This is a genomic window from Pseudomonas sp. USHLN015 (genome assembly GCF_037153275.1).
GTDB classification, from domain to species: Bacteria; Pseudomonadota; Gammaproteobacteria; order Pseudomonadales; family Pseudomonadaceae; genus Metapseudomonas; species Metapseudomonas tohonis.
In genome coordinates this window covers 138,365-159,412 of record NZ_JBBCKP010000010.1, presented here as the reverse complement: position 1 = coordinate 159,412, position 21,048 = coordinate 138,365, and the positions used below count along the sequence as shown (strand labels likewise).

Genomic DNA, 21,048 nt, shown 5'->3' with positions numbered 1-21,048 from the left:
CCGAGGCTTGGGTAGGAAGAAATACCTGAAAACGTCCCAAGAGTGACAGGGCGATGCAGAGCTTTAAGATGTCGAGCCGAAACTGCCACCTTGTACTGGGAACAGCCTCTACGGGTTGATGCGTATGGAAAGGGCAGAAACCAGTAATGCGCGTTTGAGGCAAGGTACTTCAAGAATGGAGCTCTGGGGACACTGATCCAATGGATAAAAAATCCCGGGTGGTTGTAAACCCACACTACACATCAAGGCTTCTTGGCCCGCTTGCCTTGGCTGCTGAGATGGACGCAGAAGGGCTTGTCCTGGGAGCGGTCGATTACACCAACCGGCGCCACTGTGAACTCGTAATAGAGAACCTGGTTCGGCCTACATTCGAACGACTGGATGTGAGTGACGCGACGGAAGTCAAAAACTCCTTGGGTTACCTGAGTACAGACCCCAATGCCCGGAAGAGTTTGATTGAGGACAGGCTCCTGCTATGCGGCATTCCTCCTGAGGAACACTGCAAGTTCATCACTTTATTGTGGGCGGTTCTCTTTGGTGAGGATGGCGATGCCGAGTCCGGTTTTGAACAGTTCAAAGTCGTGAATAAGCCGCTCGGCCGACATCGCTTTTCTCTCATCGGCCCACAGAAAAGAACGCTTGCAGAGCCGCTCGATGAGCTACGGATTCAGCTCGCTCTTTTAGAGCGGCAGAATTAGGAATAGGCGCGAGGCGCAGGCTGTTCCAGTTGGATTTAGACACTCTGGGGGTTCAACCCGGCGGCGGCGGGCGTTAAGGTGCGCGGTCAGCAAACGGCAAATGGAGCGCCACGATGAGCCTTCACGGCACTTACGATCCGCAGAACGTCTTCGCCCAGATCATTCGTGGCGAGGCCCCGTGCTACAAGCTCTACGAGGACGACGACGTGCTCGCCTTCCTCGATATCTTCCCGCAGTCCTACGGCCACACCCTGGTGATCCCCAAGCGTTCGGCGGCGCGCAACATCCTCGATATCGACCCCGATGCGCTGGCCAAGGTCATGGCCGTGGTGCAGCGCCTGGCGCGCGTGCTGGTGGACGAGCTGGAGCCGGCCGGCGTGCAGGTGGCGCAGTTCAACGGGGCCCCGGCGGGGCAGACGGTGTTCCATATCCACATGCACATCGTCCCCCGCTTCGAGGGCGAGGCCCTGGGCATCCACGCCAGCAATAAGGCCGATCCGGCGGAGCTGGAAGCGTTGCAGGCGCGTCTGCTCAAGCGCCTCTGACGCCCGTCGCAGGTCGCGGGCGGCCGGCGGAGAAAGCGGCCGTTCGCGTCCTGTGGGCGGTCGATTTGGCTTTTTTAGCCGCATATAAGCCGATTTTCCCACTCGTCCACCTGTGTCCTGGGTGCCGCGTCGAGCATCTATAACCACAATGAACGGAGGCGTTTGTAGGATAAGTCCTACCTGGTCGACGCATTCAGTCCCGCCGGGCGAGCTTCCGGGCACTCGTGCCTGCGCTGGCCGATGGTCCGACGCAGCTGCGCGGGTACCCCGGAAGAGGCCGCGCTGTGGCAGAATTCGCGCCTTGCGCGCGGGGCCGTTGCTATCCTGCGACGAGCCGTGAGAGGGCCCTCGCGCCTGCCGCCGTGCCCCCAGGGCGCCCCGATACAACAAGGATTCGCTGTTCCATCCCGCGTAGCGGGATGAGCCTTTTTCCAATGCTGGCCGAGCCTTCGTCCAGTGACCAACTGCCCAACCGGCTGTGCCGCGCCACAGCCCAGTACCGAGAGGATCGACCGTGCACAAAGTCGTGATCAGTGGCACCGGCCTTTACACCCCGTCCCAGAGCATCTCCAACGAAGAACTGGTGGCTTCCTTCAACGCCTATGTCCAGGCCTTCAACGCCGAGAACGCCGCCGCCATCGAGCGTGGCGAGGTCGAGGTGCTGAGCGAATCCAGCGTCGCCTTCATCGAGAAGGCCTCGGGGATCCAGAGCCGCTTCGTGATGGACAAGGACGGCATCCTCGATCCGCAACGCATGGTTCCGCGCATTCCCGAGCGCTCTAACGAAGAATGGGGCGTGCTCTGCGAGATGGCCGTCGGAGCCGCCAAGCAGGCCCTGGAGCGTGCCGGCCGCACCGCCGCCGATATCGATGGCGTGATCGTCGCCTGCTCCAACCTGCAACGTGCCTACCCGGCGGTGGCCATCGAGGTCCAGGCCGCCCTGGGCATCCAGGGCTTCGGCTACGACATGAACGTCGCCTGCTCCTCGGCCACCTTCGGCATCCAGGCGGCGACCACCGCCGTACAGACCGGCCAGGCGCGCGCCATCCTCATGGTCAACCCGGAAATCTGCACCGGCCACCTGAACTTCCGCGACCGCGACAGCCACTTCATCTTCGGTGACGCGGCCACTGCGGTGATCATCGAGCGTGCCGACCAGGCCACCTCGAAGTACCAGTTCGACATCGTCGGCACCAAGCTGCTGACCCAGTTCTCCAACAACATCCGCAACAACTTCGGCTTCCTCAACCGCGCGGCGGAAGAGGGCATCGGTGCCCGCGACAAGCTGTTCGTGCAGGAAGGCCGCAAGGTGTTCCGCGACGTCTGCCCCATGGTCGCCGAGCTGATCGCCGCGCACCTGCAGGAGAACGCGCTGGAGGTCACCGACGTGAAGCGCTTCTGGCTGCACCAGGCCAACCTCAACATGAACCTGCTGATCGCCCGCAAGCTGCTGGGTCGCGACGCCGAGGCCCACGAGGCGCCGGTGATCCTCGACACCTACGCCAACACCAGCTCCGCCGGTTCGGTGATCGCGTTCCACAAGTACCAGGACGACCTGCCCAGCGGTGCCCTGGGCGTGCTCAGCTCCTTCGGTGCCGGTTACTCCATCGGCAGTGTGATCCTGCGCAAGCGTTGATGGCCGCTCCCGCGGACGACGAACTGCTGCCGCGCCTCAGGGCGGGGCAGCAGCAGGCGTTCCGCGAACTCATCGATACCTACCAGGGCGCCATGCGCGCCGTGGCCTTCGCCATCGTCGGCGGCCGGCATGCCGAGGAGGTGGTGCAGGATGCCTGGCTCGCCGTGGTGCGCAGCCTGGACAGCTTCCAGCAGCGCTCCAGCCTGAAGACCTGGCTGCTGACCATCGTCGCCAACACCGCCCGTACCCGGCTCAAGCAGAGCCGCCGCGAAGTCCTGCTCGACGACCTGCCCGCGCCCCACGGCACCCTGGACGACACGCGCTTCGCCGCCGACGGCCACTGGCTGGTCGCCCCCTCCGCCTGGCACGAGGACTCCCCCGAGGCCCTGCTCGCCGAGGAGGAGCTGCGCCAGTGTCTGGAGAAGACCCTGCTGAGCCTTTCCGACCTGCAGCGCAGCGTGCTGCTGCTGCGCGAGCGCCAGGGCCTGGAGTTGCAGGAGATCTGTAACCTGCTGGAGGTTTCGCTCTCCAATGTCCGGGTGCTGCTGCATCGTGGGCGCCTCAAGCTGTTCGCCACCCTGGAACACTTCGAGGAGACGGGCCAATGCTGAACTGCCGCGAGCTGGTCGCCCGATCCAGCGACTACATCGATGGCCAGCTGGGCATCGTGCAGCGCCTGGGCGTGCGCCAGCACCTGCTGATCTGCCCCCATTGCCGGCGCTTCCTCGCCCAGTTGAACCTCACCCGAGCAGTGTTCAGGCAATTGTCCGAACCGGCTCCCGACGGTGATGAAAACCTGGCAGAACGGCTCGCCAGGGCACGCCACGAATCCCCCTGAAGCCGGTCATCGCGCCGTAACATGTTCGTCGTGTTGTCATATCCGGTTGCATGCCACGCTGCGACAGCTTGCCGCTTCGCTTGGCTGTAAAGCCCAGCCTAGAGCGGTTTCTCCCATATTCCCAATGGCGATGAAAAAGTTCCTCTGTCATAAAACATTTATCTAAAAGCAACTGAGCTGAAATAACCCCCCGCCAACATTCCCCCCCAGCACGAACGAGCCCAACGCTCGGGTGTTTTCCAGCACTAAAGACCAACAGGGGAATCTTCGATGATCCGTAAGCACTTCGCCGGTTTTGCCGCCAGCGCCATGGCCCTGGCCATTTCCGCCCAGGCTTTCGCTGGTACCGTCACCACCGACGGCACCGACATCGTTATCAAGACCAAGGGCGGCCTTGAAGTCGCTACCACCGACAAGTCCTTCGCCTTCAAGCTGGGCGGCCGCCTGCAAGCCGACTACGGTCGCTTCGATGGCCTGTACACCCGCAATGGCGACACCGGTGACGCTGCCTACTTCCGCCGCGCCTACCTGGAACTCTCCGGCATCGCCTACACCGACTGGGCCTACGCCGTTGCCTATGACTTCTCCGAGAACTCCGGCAACAGCAGCGGTGCTGCCAACAGCGGTAACTTCGACGAAGCCTCCATCAGCTACACCGGCTTCAACCCGATCACCATCCGCGTCGGTCGTTTCGACCCCGACTTCGGCCTGGAAAAAGCCACCAGCTCCAAGTGGGTGACCGCTCTCGAGCGTAACGCCATGAACGAAGTGATCGACTGGGCCAACACCCACCAGGACGGCCTCGGCGTTCAGGTCCAGGCGCTGATCAGCAACTACGCCTACGTTTCCACCAGCCTGACCAGCAAGGATGCCAACGACGACGAAGGCGACAGCGTCAAGCAGTTCAACGCCCGTGGCGTGTTCGCACCGATGGCCGAAGCCGGCAACGTGCTGCACTTCGGTGTGAACTTCGCCCAGCGCAAACTGGACGACGTGGCCGGTGCCGACGTTCGCTACCGCTCCCGTCTGGGCATGCGTGGCGTGGACACCAACGGTGGTAACGCTTCCGGCAACCTGGGCAACCGCGCCGTGCTGGCCGGCACCAACTCCGCCACGTCCTTCTGGGACGACGACACCGCCTTCGGCCTGGAAGCCGCTTTCGCCTCTGGCCCGTTCTCCATCCAGGGTGAGTGGATGAAGCGCGAGACCGACTCCGCTGGCGCCCAGTCCGACCTGGAAGCCGATGGCTTCTACGTCCAGGCCGCCTACACCCTGACCGGTGAAGCGCGTGGCTACAAGATGGGCAAGTTCGACGCCATCAAGCCTGCCAACAAGCAGACCGGCGCCTGGGAAATCTACTACCGCTACGACAGCATCTCGGCTGACAACGACGTTGCCGTCCTGGCTGCTGCCAACCAGACCTTCCTGCGTGATGCCGAAGACACCGAAGCCAAGGTTCACAACATCGGTGTGAACTGGTACGCCAACGAAGCGGTGAAGATCAGCGGCATGTACACCAAGGCCAAGACCGACCACTTCACCAACCGTGTGGGTGATGACAGCGGCGACGGCTTCGTGGTGCGCGCCCAGTACGTGTTCTAAGCAATACCGTTCATCCGCTCCTTCTTGAGCCCCGCTTCGGCGGGGCTTTTTTATGGGCGCGCCTTTCGCGATGTCCGGAGAGGGGACAAGGGGTCGTAGGTTGGGTAGAGGCGCGAAACCCAACGATGCGAGGTCCAGCCACGCTCCGTTGGGCCTCGCTGCGCTCGGCGCCAACCTACGGCACAGCCCTCTGGGCTCATCGCGGATGAATCCGCTCCCACGGTGGATGCGCATGTTCTTGTGGGAGCGGTTTCAACCGCGAAGGAAGATCGTCGATGAATTCTCTGCGACAGGCTTTTTTTCGCCGGCGCCGCAGGCCAGACTGGTCGCCATGCCGATCCAGACCCTTTCCCGCCTTTCCGAAGTCGACGCCGCCAGCTGGGATGCCCTGCTGAAGGACGACCAGCCCTTCCTGCGTCATGCCTTCCTTTCCACCCTGGAGGACAGCGGCAGCATCGGCGGTCGCAGCGGCTGGTGGCCGGCCCATCGCCTGTTGCGTGGCGCGGGTGGCGAGTTGCTCGCGGCGATGCCGGCCTACGTGAAGGCGCATTCCTATGGCGAGTACGTGTTCGACTGGGGCTGGGCCGATGCCTGCCAGCGCGCCGGCATCCCCTACTACCCCAAGCTGCTGGCCGCCGTGCCCTTCTCGCCGGTGGGGGGCGCGCGCCTGCTGGGCCATGACCAGGCTGCGGCGGCGCTGATCGACGAGCTGGTCCCCGAGCTGGAGGCGGCGGGGCTGTCCGGGTTGCACGTCAACTTCACCGACGCCTTCGCCGATGCCCGCCTGCAGGGCCGTGAGCACTGGCTGGAGCGCCTGGGCTGCCAGTACCACTGGCACAACCGGGGCTATCGGGACTTCCAGGACTTCCTCGACACCTTTTCCTCGCGCAAGCGCAAGCAGGTGCGCAAGGAGCGCGAGCAGGTGGCGGGGCAGGGCATCGGCTTCGAGTGGCACGAAGGGGGCGCACTGAGCGAGGCGGACTGGGACTTCGTCTACGCCTGCTACGCCAACACCTATGAGGTGCGCGGCCAGGCGCCCTACCTGACGCGGGCGTTCTTCAGCCTGCTGGCCGAACGCATGCCCCAGGCCATTCGCGTGGTGCTGGCCAGGCAAGGCGCGCGGCCGGTGGCGATGGCTTTCTCACTGGTGGATTCGGGGGCGCTCTACGGGCGCTACTGGGGTTGCCTGGCGGAGTTCGACCGCCTGCATTTCGAGACCTGTTTCTACCAGGGCATCGACATGGCCATCGCTGGCGCGCTGCCCCGCTTCGACGCCGGTGCCCAGGGCGAGCACAAGCTGATCCGGGGGTTCGAACCGGTGATCACCCGCTCCTGGCATTACCTCGTCCACCCCGGCCTGCGCGAGGCGGTGGCGGACTTCCTGGAGCAGGAGCGCCCCGCGATCCTCGGTTATGCCGAAGAAGCGCGGGGCCTGCTGCCGTATCGCAAGTCGGGGGAATGAGCCCCCGTCTGCCGGTGGCGATCAGCTGTTGCTGACGCTGCCACCCCATTCCAGGAACTTCATCTTGTGCACTTCGCCCTTGCTGTCCTCGTAGACCAGCACCACGGGCACGACGCCGGACTTGCTGGTGTTGTCGGTGCGGTAGATGACCTTCTGCACGTCCACGCTCATGCCGTAGTGGTATTCGACGGCGGTAAGGTCGGCGCCCGGCTCGCGGCTTTCGGCGGCGAATACGGCGGGGGCCAGGCTGGAGAGGACGGCGGTGACGGCGGCTGCGATTTTCATGCTGATCTTTCCTCGATGGGCGGTTGGAAAGCCTCAACTGAAACCCGGTGCGCGATGGCTTCCTGCTACGGGTTTGGGTTGCTGCTTTGTACGGGGCCTATATGACCACCGCCGCTTTCATCGCGGAAATTGATGGTTGTTGTAGTCGAGATCATCGCTATCGATAGAGAGGTTTGTCGATGCGAAACCCACAGCGAGCTGCGGTTGGGACCGACATCGGAGCCTTGTTCATCACCGCTGGTGGATGGGTGAAGCGGCATCCACCCTGCGTGTGCGCCGCCTCGGGGTCGCCCGTGACGTAGGGTGGAGGTCGCTCTTTACCTCCACCGTGCGGAGGTCGGGCCTGGGCTCGGGCTGCGATCAGTCCACCCCGACGAAGCCGCCGGTCTGGTGGTGCCAGAGGCGGGCGTAGAGGCCGCGCTGGGCGAGGAGTTCGGCGTGGCTGCCGCTTTCCACCACGCGGCCCTGGTCGAGCACCACCAGGCGGTCCATGCGGGCGATGGTGGAGAGGCGGTGGGCGATGGCGATCACCGTCTTGCCCTGCATGAGGGTCTCCAGGCTTTCCTGGATCGCCGCTTCCACTTCCGAGTCCAGTGCCGAGGTGGCTTCGTCGAGGATCAGGATCGGCGCGTCCTTGAGCAGCACGCGGGCGATGGCGATGCGCTGGCGCTGGCCGCCGGAAAGCTTGACGCCGCGCTCGCCGACATGGGCGTCGAAGCCGGTGCGGCCCTGGGCGTCGGAGAGGTAGGGGATGAACTCCGCCGCCCGGGCCTTGCGTACCGCCTCCCAGAGCTCCTCGTCAGTGGCGCCGGGCCTGCCGTAGAGCAGGTTGTCGCGGATCGAGCGGTGCAGCAGGGAGGTGTCCTGGGTGACCATGCCGATCTGCTCGCGCAGGCTTTCCTGGGTGATGTGGGCGATGTCCTGGCCATCCACCAGGATGCGCCCGCTGTCCAGGTCGTAGAGGCGCAGCAGCAGGTTGACCAGGGTGGACTTGCCGGCGCCCGAGGGGCCGACCAGGCCGATCTTCTCGCCGGGGCGGACCTCCAGGTCGAGCCCCTCGAACACCGTGCGGCCCTTGCCGTAATGGAAGCCGATGCGCTCGAAGCGCACTTCGCCGCGCGGCACCTGCAGCGGCTTGGCGTCGTCCTGATCCTGTACGGCGCGCGGCTGGGCGATGGTCTGCATGCCGTCCTGCACCTGGCCGATGTTCTCGAAGATGCCGCTGACCACCCACATGATCCAGCCGGACATGTTGTTGATGCGGATGACCAGGCTGGTGGCCAGGGCGATGGCGCCGACGGTGATGATGTCCTGGGTCCAGAGCCACAGGGCGAAGCCGGTGGTGCCGACGATCAGCACGCTGGAGAGGGTGGTGATGACCACGTCCATGCCGGTGACCATGCGGTTGGTCTGCTGCACGCGGTGCACCTGCTCGCTGAGGGCCTCGCGCGCGTACTGCTCCTCCAGGCTGGTGTGGGCGAACAGCTTGAGGGTGGTGATGTTGGTGTAGCCGTCGACGATGCGCCCCATCAGCCGCGAGCGCGAATCCGAGGCGGCCACCGAGCGCAGCTTGACCCGTGGCACGAAGTACCAGAGCGCGGCGATGTAGCCGGCGATCCACAGCAGCAGCGGGATCATCAGCCGCCAGTCGGCCTCGGCGAACAGCACCAGGGCGCTGACGGCGTAGATCAGCACGTGCCAGATGGCGTCCACCGCCTGCACGGCCGAATCACGCAGGGAGTTGCTGGTCTGCATGATGCGCTGGGCGATGCGCCCGGCGAAGTCGTTCTGGTAGAAGGCCAGGCTCTGCTTGAGCACGTAGCGGTGGTTCTGCCAGCGGATCAGGTTGGTCAGGCTGGGGTTGATGCTCTGGTGCACCAGCAGGTCGTGCAGGCCGTTGAAGATCGGCCGCAGGATCAGCGCCACCACCAGCATCCAGATGAGTTCGGTCGAGTGGTCGGCGAAGAAGGTGTCGGCCGCGCTGTGCTGGGCCAGGTCGATGATGCGGCCGAGGAAGCTGTAGAGGGCGACGTCGATCAGGGCGACGACCAGGCCCACCAGCAGGAGGATCGCGAACACCCCCCAGACCTGGCGCAGGTAATGGAGGTAGAACTGCACGACGCCACGTGGCGGCATGCTGTCGGGAGCGGGTTTGAAGGTGTCGATCAGGTGTTCGAAGCGGCGAAACATCCTTCGGGTCCTTGTCGCGGGGAGCGGCCCGCCAGGCTGGCGGGCCGCCGTGGTTCAGAGCCGCTTGGCGGAGAGGATCACCACCGGTTGCAGCGGAACGTTCTGGTGCATGCCACGGTTGCCGGTGGGCACGTTGGCGATCTGGTCGACCACCTCGAGGCCGCGCACCACCTTGCCGAACACGGCGTAGCCGAAGCCGCGGGCGCCGTGGTCCAGGGCCGGATTGTCGCGGTGGTTGATGAAGAACTGGCTGGTGGCCGAGTCGGTGGCCTGGGTGCGTGCCATGGCGATGGTGCCGCGCACGTTGTGCAGGCCGTTGTCGGCTTCGTTCTTGATCGATGCGCGGGTCTTCTTCTCGTTCATGGACGCGTCCATGCCGCCGCCCTGGATCATGAAGCCGGGGATCACGCGGTGGAACACGGTGCCGTCATAGAAGCCGGCGTCCACGTAGTCGAGGAAGTTCTTCACGGTGATCGGCGCCTTGGCGTCGTCGAGTTCCAGCTCGATCTCGCCGGCCGAGGTGTTGATCAGCACGTGGGGCTTCTCGGCGGCCATGAGGTTGGCGGTGAACAGCAGGGCGCAGGCCGCGAGGGCGATTTTCTTCAGCATTGTCATCGTTCCTTGTTGGCCTCGACTTCTTCGAGGAAGCCGAGGAGGGTGGCGTTGAAGCGTTGTGGTTGGTCCAGCGGTGTGGCGTGGCGGGAGTCTTCGATGACCACCAGGCGCGCGTCGGGCATTTCCCTGACATAGGCCTCCTTCTGCGCGACCGGGGTGTAGTCGCGGTCGGCCGTGATCACCAGCGTAGGACAGGTGATGCGGCCGAGGCGTTCCCGCACGCCCCAGCCGATGATGGCGTCGAGGGAGGCGAGGTAGGCACGCTTGTCGTTCTGCGGCCAGCGCTCTTCCACCTTGCGCCGCAGCTCGGCCTGTTCAGGGCGGGGGAACAGCAGGCGTGCCAGGGCCTTGGCGATGGTGTCCAGGCTCATCAGGCGCGAGAGGGTCCAGCGCCGGGCGATTTCCCAGTAGTCGCGCGGGGTCTTCGGCTTCACCTCGGGCCCGCTGTTGACGATGGTCAGGCTCCTGAGCAGTTCGGGGCGGTCGACGCCGAGCTGGAAGCCGATCATGCCGCCCATGCTGATGCCCACCAGGTGCACGGGTGGCAGTTGCAGGTGTTCGATCAGGGCGGCGACGTCATCGGCGAAGTCCGCGATGGCGTAGGGGCCCTCGGGCTTGTCGGAGCGGCCGTGGCCGCGCACGTCGAGGGCGATCACCCGGTAGCGGGCGGCGAGCACCGGCACCTGGTATTCCCAGTCGCGGGTGCTGGAGCCGAGGCCGTGCACCAGCAGCAGGGGCGCGCCCTGGCCGTATTCCTCGTAGTGCAGCTGGCAGCCGTCGTTGTCGAACCAGGGCATGGGCGTCTCTCCCTCAGGCGTTGGGCAGGGGGGCGGCGAAGGGCGCGTTGAGCGGCGCCGAGTCGAAGGTCTTGATCAGCTCGACGAGGATCTGCGAGGCCGGGCCGAGCGCCTTCTCCTTGTTGGCGTAGAGGAAGAAGCCGGGGTGCCGGGTGCCGCCCTGGTCCATGGGCAGCGGCTTGAGCAGGCCTTCCTTGAGTTCGCGCTCGATGATGTGGCGTGGCAGCCAGGCGAAGCCCAGGCCGTTGCTGACGAAGTTGGCGGCGGTGGCCAGGCTGCCCACCGTCCAGCGTTGCTCGGCGCCGAGCCAGCCGACATCGCGCGGCTGGGTGCGGCCGGAGTCGCGGATCACCACCTGCAGCTGGGTTTCCAGGTCCTGGAAGGTGACGTCGCGCTGCAGGCGGTGCAGCGGGTGGTCGGGGTGCGCGACGGCGACGAACTCGACGTTGCACAGCTCGGTGCCCAGGTAGCCGGGGATGTTGAGGCCGGTGATGGCGAGGTCGGCGGTGCCTTCGAGCAGCACTTCCTCGACGCCGGAAAGCACTTCCTCGCGCAGGCGCACGCGGCAGCCGCGGCTCTGCGGCATGAAGGCGGCCAGGGCGCGCAGCAGGCGCGCGGTGGGGTAGGCGGCATCCACCACCAGGCGCACCTCGGCTTCCCAGCCCTGTTCCATGTGGTGGGCGAGCTCCTCCAGCTGGCTGGCGGACTTGACCAGTTGCCGCGAGCGCCGCAGCAGCACCTCGCCGGCCTCGGTGAGCACGGCCTTGCGTCCGTCGATGCGCAGCAGCGGTACGCCCAGTTGTTCCTGCATGCGGGCCACGGTGTAGCTGACCGACGACTGCGAACGGTGGGTGGCCTCCGCCGCCTGGGCGAAGCCGCCGTGGTCGACCACCGCCTGCAGGGTCCGCCACTGATCCAGGGTTACCCGGGGCGCTTTCATGCATTGCTCCTTCTTCTTGTGTATCGGTCAGGAAACATGCGGCCGTGCCGATGACCTCGCCTGACGCTCTGTGTAAGCTGGCGGTCCCGCGCTGGAGACCTCCAATGAAAAGAACGCTCTGTGCCCTGCTGGCCTGCCTGCCCGTCGCCGCCTTCGCCTACCCCATCGAGGTGGAGAAGCAATACAACGGTAGCGAGATCACCTACACGACCGATGACATCGATCACAACATGGGTTCGATCAACGTCTACAACCTGGGCGAGGCCCGCGCCGAATGCACGGTGCGCTTCACCAACGGCCCGGAGACCCCGAAGATCCGTCGCGCGGTGATCGAGGGTGGCAAGAGCGTCTACCTCACCGCCAAGTTCAACCGCAGCATCATCCGTCTGCGCATCGGCCTCACCTGCAAGCCTGCCTAGGCGAAAACTCCTAAAAGGAAGTCAGCACAAGGCCCCAGCCTAGTGAGGGCTTCTTTATAAATCAATTTTGTCGATTGTTAGTAGCGGATTAATTCGCTTTTTTATCGAATTGTGTCTGGATAACCTGCGCTCCATCGAATCCCCACCCCTACAAATCGATGGAGCAGCAAACATGTCCAACGTCCTCGTGATCGAAAGCAGCGCCCGCCAGCAGGGTTCCATTTCCCGCGACCTGACCCAGGCGTTCCTCGCCCAGTGGAAGGCCGCCCATCCGGCTGACCGGATCACCGTCCGCGACCTGGCCGTGGAGCAGGTGCCGCACCTGGACGCCGACCTGCTCGGTGGCTGGATGAAGCCTGCCGACCAGCACAGCGAGACCGAGAAGGCCGCCTTGGAGCGCTCCAACCTGCTGACCGAGGAGCTGCTGGCCGCCGACGTGCTGGTGCTGGCCGCGCCCATGTACAACTTCGCCATCCCCAGCACCCTGAAGGCCTGGCTGGACCACGTGCTGCGTGCGGGGGTCACCTTCAAGTACACCGAGACCGGCCCCCAGGGCCTGCTCACCGGCAAGCGCGCCTATGTGCTGACCGCCCGAGGCGGCGTCTACGCCGGCGGCCCGTTCGATCACCAGGAGCCCTACCTGCGCCAGGCGCTGGGTTTCATCGGTATCCACGATGTGTCCTTCATCCATGCCGAGGGCATGAACATGGGCACCGAGTTCCAGGAAAAGGGCATCGCCCAGGCCAAGGCGCTGGTCGCCAAGGTCGCCTGAGGCTCCACCGTTTCACCCGCTCCTTTGTGCATATCCCTTGCCCGGCCCATGGCCGGGTTTTTTTATGGGCGCGCGAAAGACCCCTGCACGGTGGTGGCCCGGGCGTAGGGTGGAGGTCGCTTTTTACCTCCACCAAGCGGAGTTGAGACGAGAGCAGCAGCATGGGTTTCGCTTCGCTCGCGGAACGCCGCCCGACCCATCCTGCGGGCTGGATTGGGGAGGTTGCCGCTTTCAGGCCCATCGATGCCGGGTTGGTCCCAGCGGGCCCGCAGGCGGGTGGGTAAGCTTTCCCTGGTGGCGGCGAGCGGGTATTTTCGCCGGCTGCAATCAGAGGCCTGCCATGTCTTCGTTCATCTCTCCACGCGTTGCGGTGTGGCCATGAGGCTCTCCGGGCGCGGGGTCGCGCTGTCACTCACCGCATCGGTGCTGTTCGCCCTGATGCCCGGCTACGTGCGCGAGCTGGCACCGCTCGATGGCGTGCAGATCTTCGCCCAGCGGGTGCTCTGGTCGATTCCGGCGGTGCTGCTGCTGGTGGCGCTGATGGGGCAGTGGGCGGTGTTGCGCGAGGTGCTCGTGCGCCTGTGCCGGGAACCGCTGCTGCTGGCGGCCTTGCCGTTGGCCGCGCTGTTGATCGGGCTGCAGTGGGGCCTGTTCCTCTGGGCGCCGCTGCAGGGGCGGATGCTGGAGGTTTCCCTCGGTTATTTCCTGCTGCCGCTGGTGATGGTGCTCTGTGGGCGCCTTTTCTATAACGAGCGCTTGCGGCCGTTGCAGTTGCTGGCGGTGCTCTGTGCCATGGCCGGGGTGCTCCACGAGCTGTGGATGACCCGGGCGTTTTCCTGGCTGACCCTGGTCACCGCGCTGGGCTACCCGCCGTATTTCATGCTGCGCCGCTGGATGCGCCTGGACGCGCTGTCCGGCTTCATCCTGGAGATGGCGATGCTGGCACCGCTGGCGGCCTGGCTGATCATCGCCCACGGGCCGGAGGGCGCGTTCGTCCAGGCCCCGCAACTGTGGTGGCTGATTCCCGGGCTGGGCCTGCTGGGCACCTTGGCCTTCGCCGCGATGATGGCGTCCAGCCGGCTGCTGCCCTTGGGGCTGTTCGGCATCCTCAGCTACGTCGAGCCGGTGCTGCTGTTCGCCGTGGCGGTGGCGTTCCTGGGCGAGGCGTTCGACCCGGCGCAGTTCTGGACCTACCTGCCGATCTGGCTGGCGGTGCTGCTGATTGGCTGGGACAGCGCCCAGCTGCTGCGCAAGCAGGCGCGCCAGGAGCGGGCGAACCGGGCCCTCAGCTGAGGGCGTTGGCGGCCTGGTGCTCGGCCAGCGCGGCCAGCACCTGGTCGCGCAGCAGGGGCGCAAGCTCGGCCGGCGGGGTCGCGCCCGGGGCCAGCCAGGCCAGTTCCTCCAGCTCCGCCGCCGCCTCCACCGGGTGCGGCAGGCGGGCGACGAAGATTTCCGCATCCACCCAGGTATCGGGCTCGTTGGCGGCCGGCGCGCGGAAGCGGCCGAGCGGCTGCAGCGCGCTGGCGTCCATCTGCAGGTCGAGTTCTTCGTGCAGTTCCCGTTGCAGGGCGGCGAGGGCGGACTCGCCCGCTTCGCGCTTGCCGCCGGGCAGCATGAAGGCGCGGGTGCCGCGCTTGCGCACCAGCAGCAGGCGGTGGGAGTCGTCGAGCAGGCAGGCGGCGGAGAGGATCAGGGTGGTCATGTGACGGGGGCTTCCGGCAGCAGTTTGTAGTGCAGCTGCACCACGCCGGTGCTGAAGCTGCGTTGTTCGTGGAGTTGCAGGCGGCGCTCAAGGCCCGTGGCGAACATCTGGATGCCGGCGCCGAGCAGGTGCGGGATGACGCTGACGATCAGTTCGTCGATCAGGCCCGCCGCATAGCAGGTGCCGGCCAGCGAACCGCCGCCCACCAGCCAGACGCGCTGGCAGCCGGCCTCGGCGAGGTCGGCCAGGGCTTCGGCCGGGGTGCTATGGGCGATCCGCACCTGCGGCGCTGCCGGCTCCAGCTCCGCGCGGGTCAGCACGGTACAGGGCTTGCCGGGGTAGGGCCAGGCCCCGCCCATGGCCAGCACCGTCTCGTAGGTGCCGCGTCCCATCAGCAGGCCGTCGACACTGTCGTAGAAGGCGCCGTAGCCGTGATCGTCGCCGGACTGTTCCACCGGTTGCAGCCAGTCGACGCTGCCGTCGGGGCGGGCGATGTAGCCGTCCAGGCTGGCGGCGACGTAGTAGATCAGCGATGCACTCATGCGGGGCTCCGACGGGTAGGCTGTGCCGGCGGTGAAATCCGTCGGGGACTGAAGCGTTTGGAGTGGAGCACGGCCCCTTGGGTTCAGCAATCGCCGCAACGTCGGGAAATTACCGCGAGGCGCACAGAATTCGGGCGTTCGGGCGCGACAACCGTTAACCTATGCAGCTGTTTTTCAAGCTTTCGATCGAGGTAGCACCCGTGTTCTCCCAATTCGCCCTGCACGAACGTCTGCTCAAGGCCGTGGCCGAGCTGAAATTTGCCGAACCGACGCCCGTGCAGCAGGCGGCCATCCCCCCGGCGCTGGAAGGGCGCGACCTGCGCGTCACCGCCCAGACCGGCAGCGGCAAGACCGCGGCGTTCGTGCTGCCCCTGCTCAACCGCCTGATCGGCGAGGCCAAGCCCCGCGAGCGCATCCGCTCGCTGATCCTGCTGCCGACCCGCGAGCTGGCCCAGCAGACGCTGAGGGAAGTCGAGCGCTTCTCGCTGTTCACCTTCATCAAGTCCGGTATCGTCACCGGCGGCGAGGACTTCAAGGTCCAGGCCGCCATGCTGCGCAAGCTGCCCGACGTGCTGGTGAGCACCCCCGGGCGCCTGATCGAGCACCTCAACTCCGGCACCGTCGACCTCAAGGAAGTGGAAGTGCTGGTGCTGGACGAAGCCGACCGCATGCTCGACATGGGCTTCGCCGAGGACATGCAGCGCATCACCGCCGAGTGCGCCAACCGCAAGCAGACCCTGCTGTTCTCCGCCACCACCGGCGGCGCGGCGCTGCGCGAGGTGTCGGCCAAGGTGCTGAACGACCCGCTGCACCTGCGCCTCAATGGCGTCGAGCAGCTCAACGAGTCCACACGCCAGCAGATCATCACCGCCGACGATATCGCCCACAAGGAAGCCCTGGCGCGCTGGCTGCTGGCCAACGAGGACTACCAGAAGGCCATCGTCTTCACCAACACCCGCGCCCAGGCCGACCGTTTCTACGGCCACCTGGTGGCGGCCGGCTACAAGGCCTTCGTGCTCCACGGCGACAAGGACCAGAAGGACCGCAAGCTGGCCATCGACCGCGTGCGCGAGGGCGGCACCAAGGTGCTGGTGGCCACCGACGTGGCGGCCCGTGGCCTGGACATCCAGGGCATGGACCTGGTGATCAACTTCGACATGCCGCGCTCCGGCGACGAGTACGTGCACCGTGTCGGCCGCACCGGGCGTGCCGGTGGCGAGGGCCTGGCCATCTCGCTGATCTGCCACAACGACTGGAACCTGATGTCCAGCGTCGAGCGCTACCTCAAGCAGAGCTTCGAGCGCCGCGTGATCAAGGAGCTCAAGGGCAGCTACAGCGGCCCGAAGAAGGTCAAGGCCTCCGGCAAGGCTGCCGGCGTGAAGAAGAAAAAGACCGACAAGAAGGCGGGCGACAAGAAGGCCTCGGCCAAGCCGGCCGCCAAGCGCAAGCCTTCCGGCCCGCGCCGCGACGAGTCCAAGGTGGTCAGCGCCGACGGCCTGGCCCCGCTCAAGCGCAAGAAGCCCGCTGCCGAGTGAGTCTCGCCGGCTTCACGGTCCCGGCAGCGGCGCAAGGCCTGCTGCTGGTCTACCTGGCGATGAGCACGGTCTGCTTCATTGCCTACTGGCGCGACAAGCGCTTCGCCGTCGCCGGTGCCCAGCGCACGCCGGAGTCGCGCCTGCACCTCTACGAGCTGCTCGGCGGCTGGCCGGGCGGGTTGCTGGCGCAGCGGCTGATCCGTCACAAGAATCGCAAGCTGTCCTACCAGGTGAAGTTCTGGTCGATCGTCGCCCTGCACCTGGGCGTGCTCGGGTGGTGGCTGCTGGGGCGCTGAACCCCCGGCTGCGCCGCTGCGAGGATGGTCGGCGTCGGAAATGGTCCGCTCGTGCTTGCGGGGTTTTGCTAGGGTCGATGGGCTGGAGCGAGGCTGCTCCCCACACGCTCATCCACCGCAGGGAACCCCGACACGATGAAGCTCACCCAGACGATTCTCGCCGCCGCGCTGTGCATGGGCCTGGCCGGCACCACCCTCGCCACCGAACTCAAGCACTGGCCGGCGCCCGCCGCCAAGCAGCTCGATGCGCTGATCGCGGCCAACGCCAACAAGGGCGCCTACGCGGTGTTCGACATGGACAACACCAGCTACCGCTACGACCTGGAGGAGTCGCTGCTGCCGTTCCTCGAGGCCAAGGGCGTGCTGACCCGCGAGAAGCTCGACCCCTCGCTCAAGCTGATCCCGTTCAAGGACGTGAACGGCCACAAGGAAAGCCTCAACAGCTACTACTACCGCCTCTGCGAACTCGACGACCTGGTCTGCTACCCCTGGGTGGCCCAGGTGTTCTCCGGCTTCACGTTGCGCGAGCTGAAGGGCTACGTCGACGAGCTGCTGGCCTCCGGCAAGCCGGTCCCCGCCACCTACTACGAGGGTGACGAGGTGAAGACCATCGAGATCAACCCGCCCAGGCTGTTCACCGGCCAGCAGGAGCTGATGAACAAGCTGCGCGAGAACGGCATCGAGGTGTACATCATGACCGCCGCGCTGGAGGAGCTGGTGCGCATGGTCGCCGCCGATCCCAGGTACGGCTACAACGTGAAGCCGGAGAACGTCATCGGCGTCACCACGCTGCTCAAGGACCGCAAGACCGGCGCGCTGACCACCGCACGCAAGCAGATCGAGGAAGGCAAGTACGACGAGAAGGCCAACCTCGACCTGGAGATCACCCCCTACCTGTGGACCCCGGCGACCTGGATGGCCGGCAAGCAGGCGGCGATCCTCACCTATATCGACCAGTGGAAGAAGCCCATCCTGGTCGGCGGCGATACCCCTGACAGCGATGGCTACATGCTCTTCCACGGCACCGACGTGGAGAAGGGCGGCCTGCGCGTCTGGGTGAACCGCAAGGCCAAGTACATGGACCAGATCACCGCCATGCAGAAGAAGAACGCCGAGCAGCAGGCGAAGCTCGGCCTGCCCGTCACCGCCGACCGCAACTGGGTGGTGGTGACGCCCGAGGAAATCCAGTAACCGACCCTCCGTCACGGGGCCGCCCCCTGCGCAACCGTATCGCCAGCGGCTATGCTGCGAGCTGTAGCGCAAGGGGGTGGCATGGGCAGAGGGCTGCTGGTTGGCGTGTTGTTGCTCGGGCTTCCCTGGCTTGCCATGGGAGAGGAGTTGCGTTTTGGGTTCGGCACGCAGAAGCCGCCCTATGTCTACGAGGGCGAGGACCGCGGCCTCGAGCTGGAAATCGTCACGGCTGCCGCCAAGGCGGCCGGCTTCACCCTGCAGTACCACTACCTGCCGATGGAGCGCCTGCACCTGCTGCTGGGGCGTGGCGAGCTGGACGGCATCGCCAGCACCAGCGAGCGCAGCGGCGTCCAGGCGTTCTATTCCGACGTGTACATCCAGTACCACAACTACGCCATCGCCCTTGCCGGCAATGGTTACCGCATCGATTCCATAGCGGATCTGGGCAAGTACTCGGTCAGCGCCTTCCAGCGGGCGCGCTTCCTGCTGGGCGAGGAGTTCCAGCGCATGGCCGAGAACAACCCGCGCTACCGCGAGGAGGCCCAGCAGATCACCCGCAACCGCCTGCTCTATGCGGGGCGCATCGACGTCGCTATCGGCGACAAGCGCATCATCAACTACCTCAATCGCGAGGTGGTCTCCCAGGTGGATATCAGCCAGTCCATCATCTGGTACGACCTGTTCCCGCCCACGGACTACAAGGTCGGCTTCGTCCACGCCAACCAGCGGGACCGGTTCAACAAGGGCCTGCAGCAGATCCGCGACAGCGGCGAGTACCGCGCCATCGAGAAGAAGTACGAGCGCTATTGAACCATCCGATCACGGCTGCTTCTGCCGGGCGTCGCTCGCGTCGCCGGCCTTGTCGACTTCCTGCTTGCGCTGCTCGGTGACATCGCACTCGTCGTCGCCCTCGCGGGAGTCCGTCTTGAGCTTCTCGTGCTTCAGCGCTTCGTTGACCTGCCGGGCCTTCTTTGGGTCGCTATCGGTGGCCTGGTGCACTTCGGCTGCCAGTTGCTCGCGCTTGGCGGTGGCCTCGTCGGCACCGCACGCGGCCAGGGCGGGCAGGGGGGCGAGCAGGGCCAAGGTGGCGCTCAATGCCAGTAGACGGTTCATGGTGTCTCCTCCAGGTGCATCGCATTCACTAGGGTTGAGCGCCCGCGCGCGGCAAAGGTTCAGGCTTCAGCGCACCCGGTCGCGGCTCTGCACGGCCAGGTCCAGGGCCTTCTGCATGTCCAGCCGTGCCGAGCGGCCCACGTCCTTGTCGTTCAACTGGTAGTTGCGCTCCGACGGCAGGATGGGCGCGGTGAGGTCCTCGGCATCCATCGGCTCGAAGTCGTAGTCGCCGCCTATGGTCATGGCGCTGCGGCGTAGCAGCATGCGCACCTGCTCGGGCTGCAGGCGCGGGTTGATCGAGAGCATGGCGGCGACGATGCCGGTGACCAGCGGCGTGGCGTAGGACGTGCCGCAGTGCACCTCGCCCGTCTCGTCTGCGCGGCGGGTCGAGGCGCGGGCGCAGGCGGCGGCGGTGATGTCCACGCGCATGTCGATGTTCGAGGAGTCGCGCTTGACCACGTAGGCGGGGTCGTCGACGCCCACGTCATCGCGCTCGCTGCGCTGGTGCCCGCCGACCACCAGCAACTGGTCGGTGATGAAGGAGGAGGGCAGGCGGTATTCGTCCGTGCCGGAGAACGAGGCGCCGTTGCCGGCGGAGTTGATCACCAGCACGTCCGGGTGCTCCTTGCGCAGCCAGAGGAAGAACTCCTCCAGCAGTTCCTCGTAGCCGCTCATGGCGATGCCCGAGCGCACCAGGGAATCGACCTCGTCGCCCTCCACGTTCTTCGCCCCGACGCGGTGGATGCCCCAGCTCCAGTTGAGGACCCGCACCCCGTCTTCCACCAGGTTCACCGAGGCGGCGACATTGGCGGTGATGCCGGCGTCGGAGTTGCGTTCGACTATCACCTCGAAGCCGTTGCTGGCCTTGTCCAGCCCGCGCAGGAAACCGGTGTTGCCACCCTTGTCCCAGCGCGCGGCGAGGATGCCGGCCACGGTGGAGCCATGGTTGTCGGGCTCGTCCGCGTCGCGGGCGTAGAGGCAGGTACGCGGCTGCCCGCCCTTGCAGCCGCCGAGGTAGTCGGCGAAGTCGGGGGCGTCGAAGTCGACGTTGCGTTCGATCACGCCGATGCGCAGCGGGCGGGTGTCCACCGGCGACTGGCGGGCGGGAATGCGGCGCTGGTAGTAGTTCACCGCGTCCATGAAGCGATTGGCGGCCCACTCGTCCGAGTCCTTGCCGGGCTTCTCCGGCTCCTTGCGCACGGCCTCGGCTTCCTCGCCCTTTTCCGGAGCGGATTCCTCCACCACCACGGCATCGACGCTGGTCTCGCTGCCGATGCGCAGGATCAGCGCGTCACGCTCGGTGAGGTTCTTCACCGGCAGGCGCAACTGGTAGGTGTTCAGCGGCGGGATGGCGCCCACGACCTGGGCGCCGTACTTGCCGGCCAGGCGCTCGGCTTCCTTGCGGCCGTCGTGGCTTTCCTCGATCAGCAGGCTGATGAGGTCGACATAGGTGGTCAGCCCGTCCATGTTCTTCGCCACCTCGTCCGGGCGGGCGGGCAGCACGTGGCTGTCCCCCCGCGACAGCCACACGGGATTGCTGGCGCGCGGGCCGTCCTGCAGCCAGAGCGGCCCGCTGTCGTGATCCTGTTCGAGGCGCAGCTTCAGGCCGCCCGCGCTGCGGGTCACCGCGCCTTGTGGCAGCGGCTTGCCGTCCAGCAGCAGTTGCGGCATGGCGTCGCCCAGGCCCCTGACCTTGAGGCACCAGTCCTGCTGCTGGCGCTCGAGCAGGTCGCCGCAGCGCTGCAGGCCTTCGAGGCGCAGCGGTTCGTCGGCGCTGGCGAAGGGGCTGGCCAGGGCAAGGAGCAGGGCGATGAGCGGGTGGCGGTGCAGCGGCATCGGGCTGGCCTCCGTGGCGGTTGTCCTGCTGTTC

The 21,048-nt window shown here is 66.1% G+C and carries 22 protein-coding genes and 1 pseudogene; 14 read left to right on the top strand and 9 right to left on the bottom strand.

The window, feature by feature from the left end:
- Nucleotides 1-200: 200 nt before the first annotated feature.
- The 7 genes from WFQ67_RS21070 to WFQ67_RS21040 all read left to right on the top strand — a co-directional run bounded on the left by WFQ67_RS21070 (nt 201) and on the right by WFQ67_RS21040 (nt 6,781).
- Entirely contained in the window at nt 201-698 is a 498-nt protein-coding gene (locus WFQ67_RS21070) for a hypothetical protein (RefSeq protein ID WP_337058085.1), read from the top strand.
- A gap of 113 nt (nt 699-811) precedes the next feature.
- On the top strand, nt 812-1,243 hold the full coding sequence (locus tag WFQ67_RS21065; RefSeq protein ID WP_337058084.1) for an HIT family protein: 432 nt from the start codon (nt 812-814) through the stop codon (nt 1,241-1,243).
- Between the two features lie 514 nt (nt 1,244-1,757).
- The gene (locus tag WFQ67_RS21060; protein WP_337058083.1) at nt 1,758-2,879 is read left to right on the top strand and encodes a beta-ketoacyl-ACP synthase III; all 1,122 of its coding nucleotides are present in this window, start codon (nt 1,758-1,760) and stop codon (nt 2,877-2,879) included.
- Nucleotides 2,879-3,490: an RNA polymerase sigma factor gene (locus WFQ67_RS21055; protein ID WP_337058082.1), complete on the top strand. Its 612-nt coding sequence runs from the start codon at nt 2,879-2,881 to the stop codon at nt 3,488-3,490. The genes WFQ67_RS21060 and WFQ67_RS21055 overlap by 1 nt, the downstream gene beginning before the upstream one ends.
- Nucleotides 3,484-3,717, top strand: coding sequence for an anti-sigma factor family protein (locus WFQ67_RS21050; protein ID WP_337058081.1), 234 nt, complete (start codon nt 3,484-3,486; stop codon nt 3,715-3,717). The genes WFQ67_RS21055 and WFQ67_RS21050 overlap by 7 nt, the downstream gene beginning before the upstream one ends.
- Before the next feature lie 270 nt (nt 3,718-3,987).
- Nucleotides 3,988-5,319 carry an OprO/OprP family phosphate-selective porin gene (locus WFQ67_RS21045; protein WP_021219276.1) on the top strand — a complete coding sequence of 444 codons (1,332 nt, stop codon included), beginning with the start codon at nt 3,988-3,990 and terminating at the stop codon, nt 5,317-5,319.
- Between the two features lie 331 nt (nt 5,320-5,650).
- On the top strand, nt 5,651-6,781 hold the full coding sequence (locus WFQ67_RS21040; RefSeq protein ID WP_337058080.1) for a GNAT family N-acetyltransferase: 1,131 nt from the start codon (nt 5,651-5,653) through the stop codon (nt 6,779-6,781).
- 21 nt (nt 6,782-6,802) lie between these two features.
- Here the strand turns inward: WFQ67_RS21040 and WFQ67_RS21035 are convergent, their stop codons facing one another.
- The 5 genes from WFQ67_RS21035 to WFQ67_RS21015 all read right to left on the bottom strand — a co-directional run bounded on the left by WFQ67_RS21035 (nt 6,803) and on the right by WFQ67_RS21015 (nt 11,608).
- Entirely contained in the window at nt 6,803-7,066 is a 264-nt protein-coding gene (locus WFQ67_RS21035) for a DUF2790 domain-containing protein (RefSeq protein ID WP_337058079.1), read from the bottom strand.
- Nucleotides 7,067-7,426: 360 nt separating this feature from the next.
- Entirely contained in the window at nt 7,427-9,256 is a 1,830-nt protein-coding gene (locus WFQ67_RS21030) for an ABC transporter ATP-binding protein (protein WP_337058078.1), read from the bottom strand.
- A gap of 54 nt (nt 9,257-9,310) precedes the next feature.
- Nucleotides 9,311-9,865, bottom strand: coding sequence for a peptidylprolyl isomerase (locus tag WFQ67_RS21025; protein WP_337058077.1), 555 nt, complete (start codon nt 9,863-9,865; stop codon nt 9,311-9,313).
- Nucleotides 9,866-9,867: 2 nt separating this feature from the next.
- On the bottom strand, nt 9,868-10,668 hold the full coding sequence (locus WFQ67_RS21020) for an alpha/beta fold hydrolase (protein WP_263153128.1): 801 nt from the start codon (nt 10,666-10,668) through the stop codon (nt 9,868-9,870).
- A gap of 13 nt (nt 10,669-10,681) precedes the next feature.
- Nucleotides 10,682-11,608: a LysR family transcriptional regulator gene (locus WFQ67_RS21015; protein ID WP_111260637.1), complete on the bottom strand. Its 927-nt coding sequence runs from the start codon at nt 11,606-11,608 to the stop codon at nt 10,682-10,684.
- 104 nt (nt 11,609-11,712) lie between these two features.
- Here WFQ67_RS21015 and WFQ67_RS21010 point away from each other — a divergent pair, with 104 nt between their 5' ends.
- From WFQ67_RS21010 to rarD, 3 genes are all read left to right on the top strand, one after another.
- Complete coding sequence (locus WFQ67_RS21010) at nt 11,713-12,027, top strand: 3-phosphoglycerate kinase (RefSeq protein WP_111260638.1); 315 nt, start codon at nt 11,713-11,715, stop codon at nt 12,025-12,027.
- A 172-nt stretch (nt 12,028-12,199) separates the two neighbouring features.
- Nucleotides 12,200-12,799 carry an FMN-dependent NADH-azoreductase gene (locus tag WFQ67_RS21005; RefSeq protein ID WP_173176440.1) on the top strand — a complete coding sequence of 200 codons (600 nt, stop codon included), beginning with the start codon at nt 12,200-12,202 and terminating at the stop codon, nt 12,797-12,799.
- 378 nt (nt 12,800-13,177) lie between these two features.
- Nucleotides 13,178-14,092: an EamA family transporter RarD gene (gene rarD, locus WFQ67_RS21000; RefSeq protein WP_213628736.1), complete on the top strand. Its 915-nt coding sequence runs from the start codon at nt 13,178-13,180 to the stop codon at nt 14,090-14,092.
- On the opposite strand, the gene WFQ67_RS20995 is transcribed toward rarD, so the two are convergent.
- Nucleotides 14,085-14,501, bottom strand: coding sequence for an NUDIX hydrolase (locus tag WFQ67_RS20995; protein ID WP_173176444.1), 417 nt, complete (start codon nt 14,499-14,501; stop codon nt 14,085-14,087). The two genes, rarD and WFQ67_RS20995, sit on opposite strands and share 8 nt — an antisense overlap.
- Nucleotides 14,498-15,043 carry a dihydrofolate reductase family protein gene (locus tag WFQ67_RS20990; protein ID WP_213628738.1) on the bottom strand — a complete coding sequence of 182 codons (546 nt, stop codon included), beginning with the start codon at nt 15,041-15,043 and terminating at the stop codon, nt 14,498-14,500. Before WFQ67_RS20990 ends, WFQ67_RS20995 begins: the two co-directional genes overlap by 4 nt.
- Nucleotides 15,044-15,243: 200 nt before the next feature.
- Here WFQ67_RS20990 and WFQ67_RS20985 point away from each other — a divergent pair, with 200 nt between their 5' ends.
- The 4 genes and pseudogenes from WFQ67_RS20985 to WFQ67_RS20970 all read left to right on the top strand — a co-directional run bounded on the left by WFQ67_RS20985 (nt 15,244) and on the right by WFQ67_RS20970 (nt 18,875).
- Entirely contained in the window at nt 15,244-16,578 is a 1,335-nt protein-coding gene (locus tag WFQ67_RS20985; protein ID WP_337058076.1) for a DEAD/DEAH box helicase, read from the top strand.
- A gap of 41 nt (nt 16,579-16,619) precedes the next feature.
- Nucleotides 16,620-16,838 (top strand): annotated as a pseudogene (locus WFQ67_RS20980) (DUF1294 domain-containing protein); the annotation flags it as partial.
- A gap of 171 nt (nt 16,839-17,009) precedes the next feature.
- On the top strand, nt 17,010-18,065 hold the full coding sequence (locus WFQ67_RS20975) for a haloacid dehalogenase-like hydrolase (RefSeq protein WP_213628739.1): 1,056 nt from the start codon (nt 17,010-17,012) through the stop codon (nt 18,063-18,065).
- 81 nt (nt 18,066-18,146) lie between these two features.
- Entirely contained in the window at nt 18,147-18,875 is a 729-nt protein-coding gene (locus tag WFQ67_RS20970; RefSeq protein WP_337058075.1) for a substrate-binding periplasmic protein, read from the top strand.
- 9 nt (nt 18,876-18,884) lie between these two features.
- On the opposite strand, the gene WFQ67_RS20965 is transcribed toward WFQ67_RS20970, so the two are convergent.
- Both WFQ67_RS20965 and WFQ67_RS20960 read right to left on the bottom strand, forming a co-directional pair.
- Nucleotides 18,885-19,178: a hypothetical protein gene (locus WFQ67_RS20965; protein ID WP_337058074.1), complete on the bottom strand. Its 294-nt coding sequence runs from the start codon at nt 19,176-19,178 to the stop codon at nt 18,885-18,887.
- Between the two features lie 66 nt (nt 19,179-19,244).
- Nucleotides 19,245-21,014, bottom strand: coding sequence for a S8/S53 family peptidase (locus tag WFQ67_RS20960; RefSeq protein ID WP_337058073.1), 1,770 nt, complete (start codon nt 21,012-21,014; stop codon nt 19,245-19,247).
- Nucleotides 21,015-21,048: the final 34 nt, after the last annotated feature.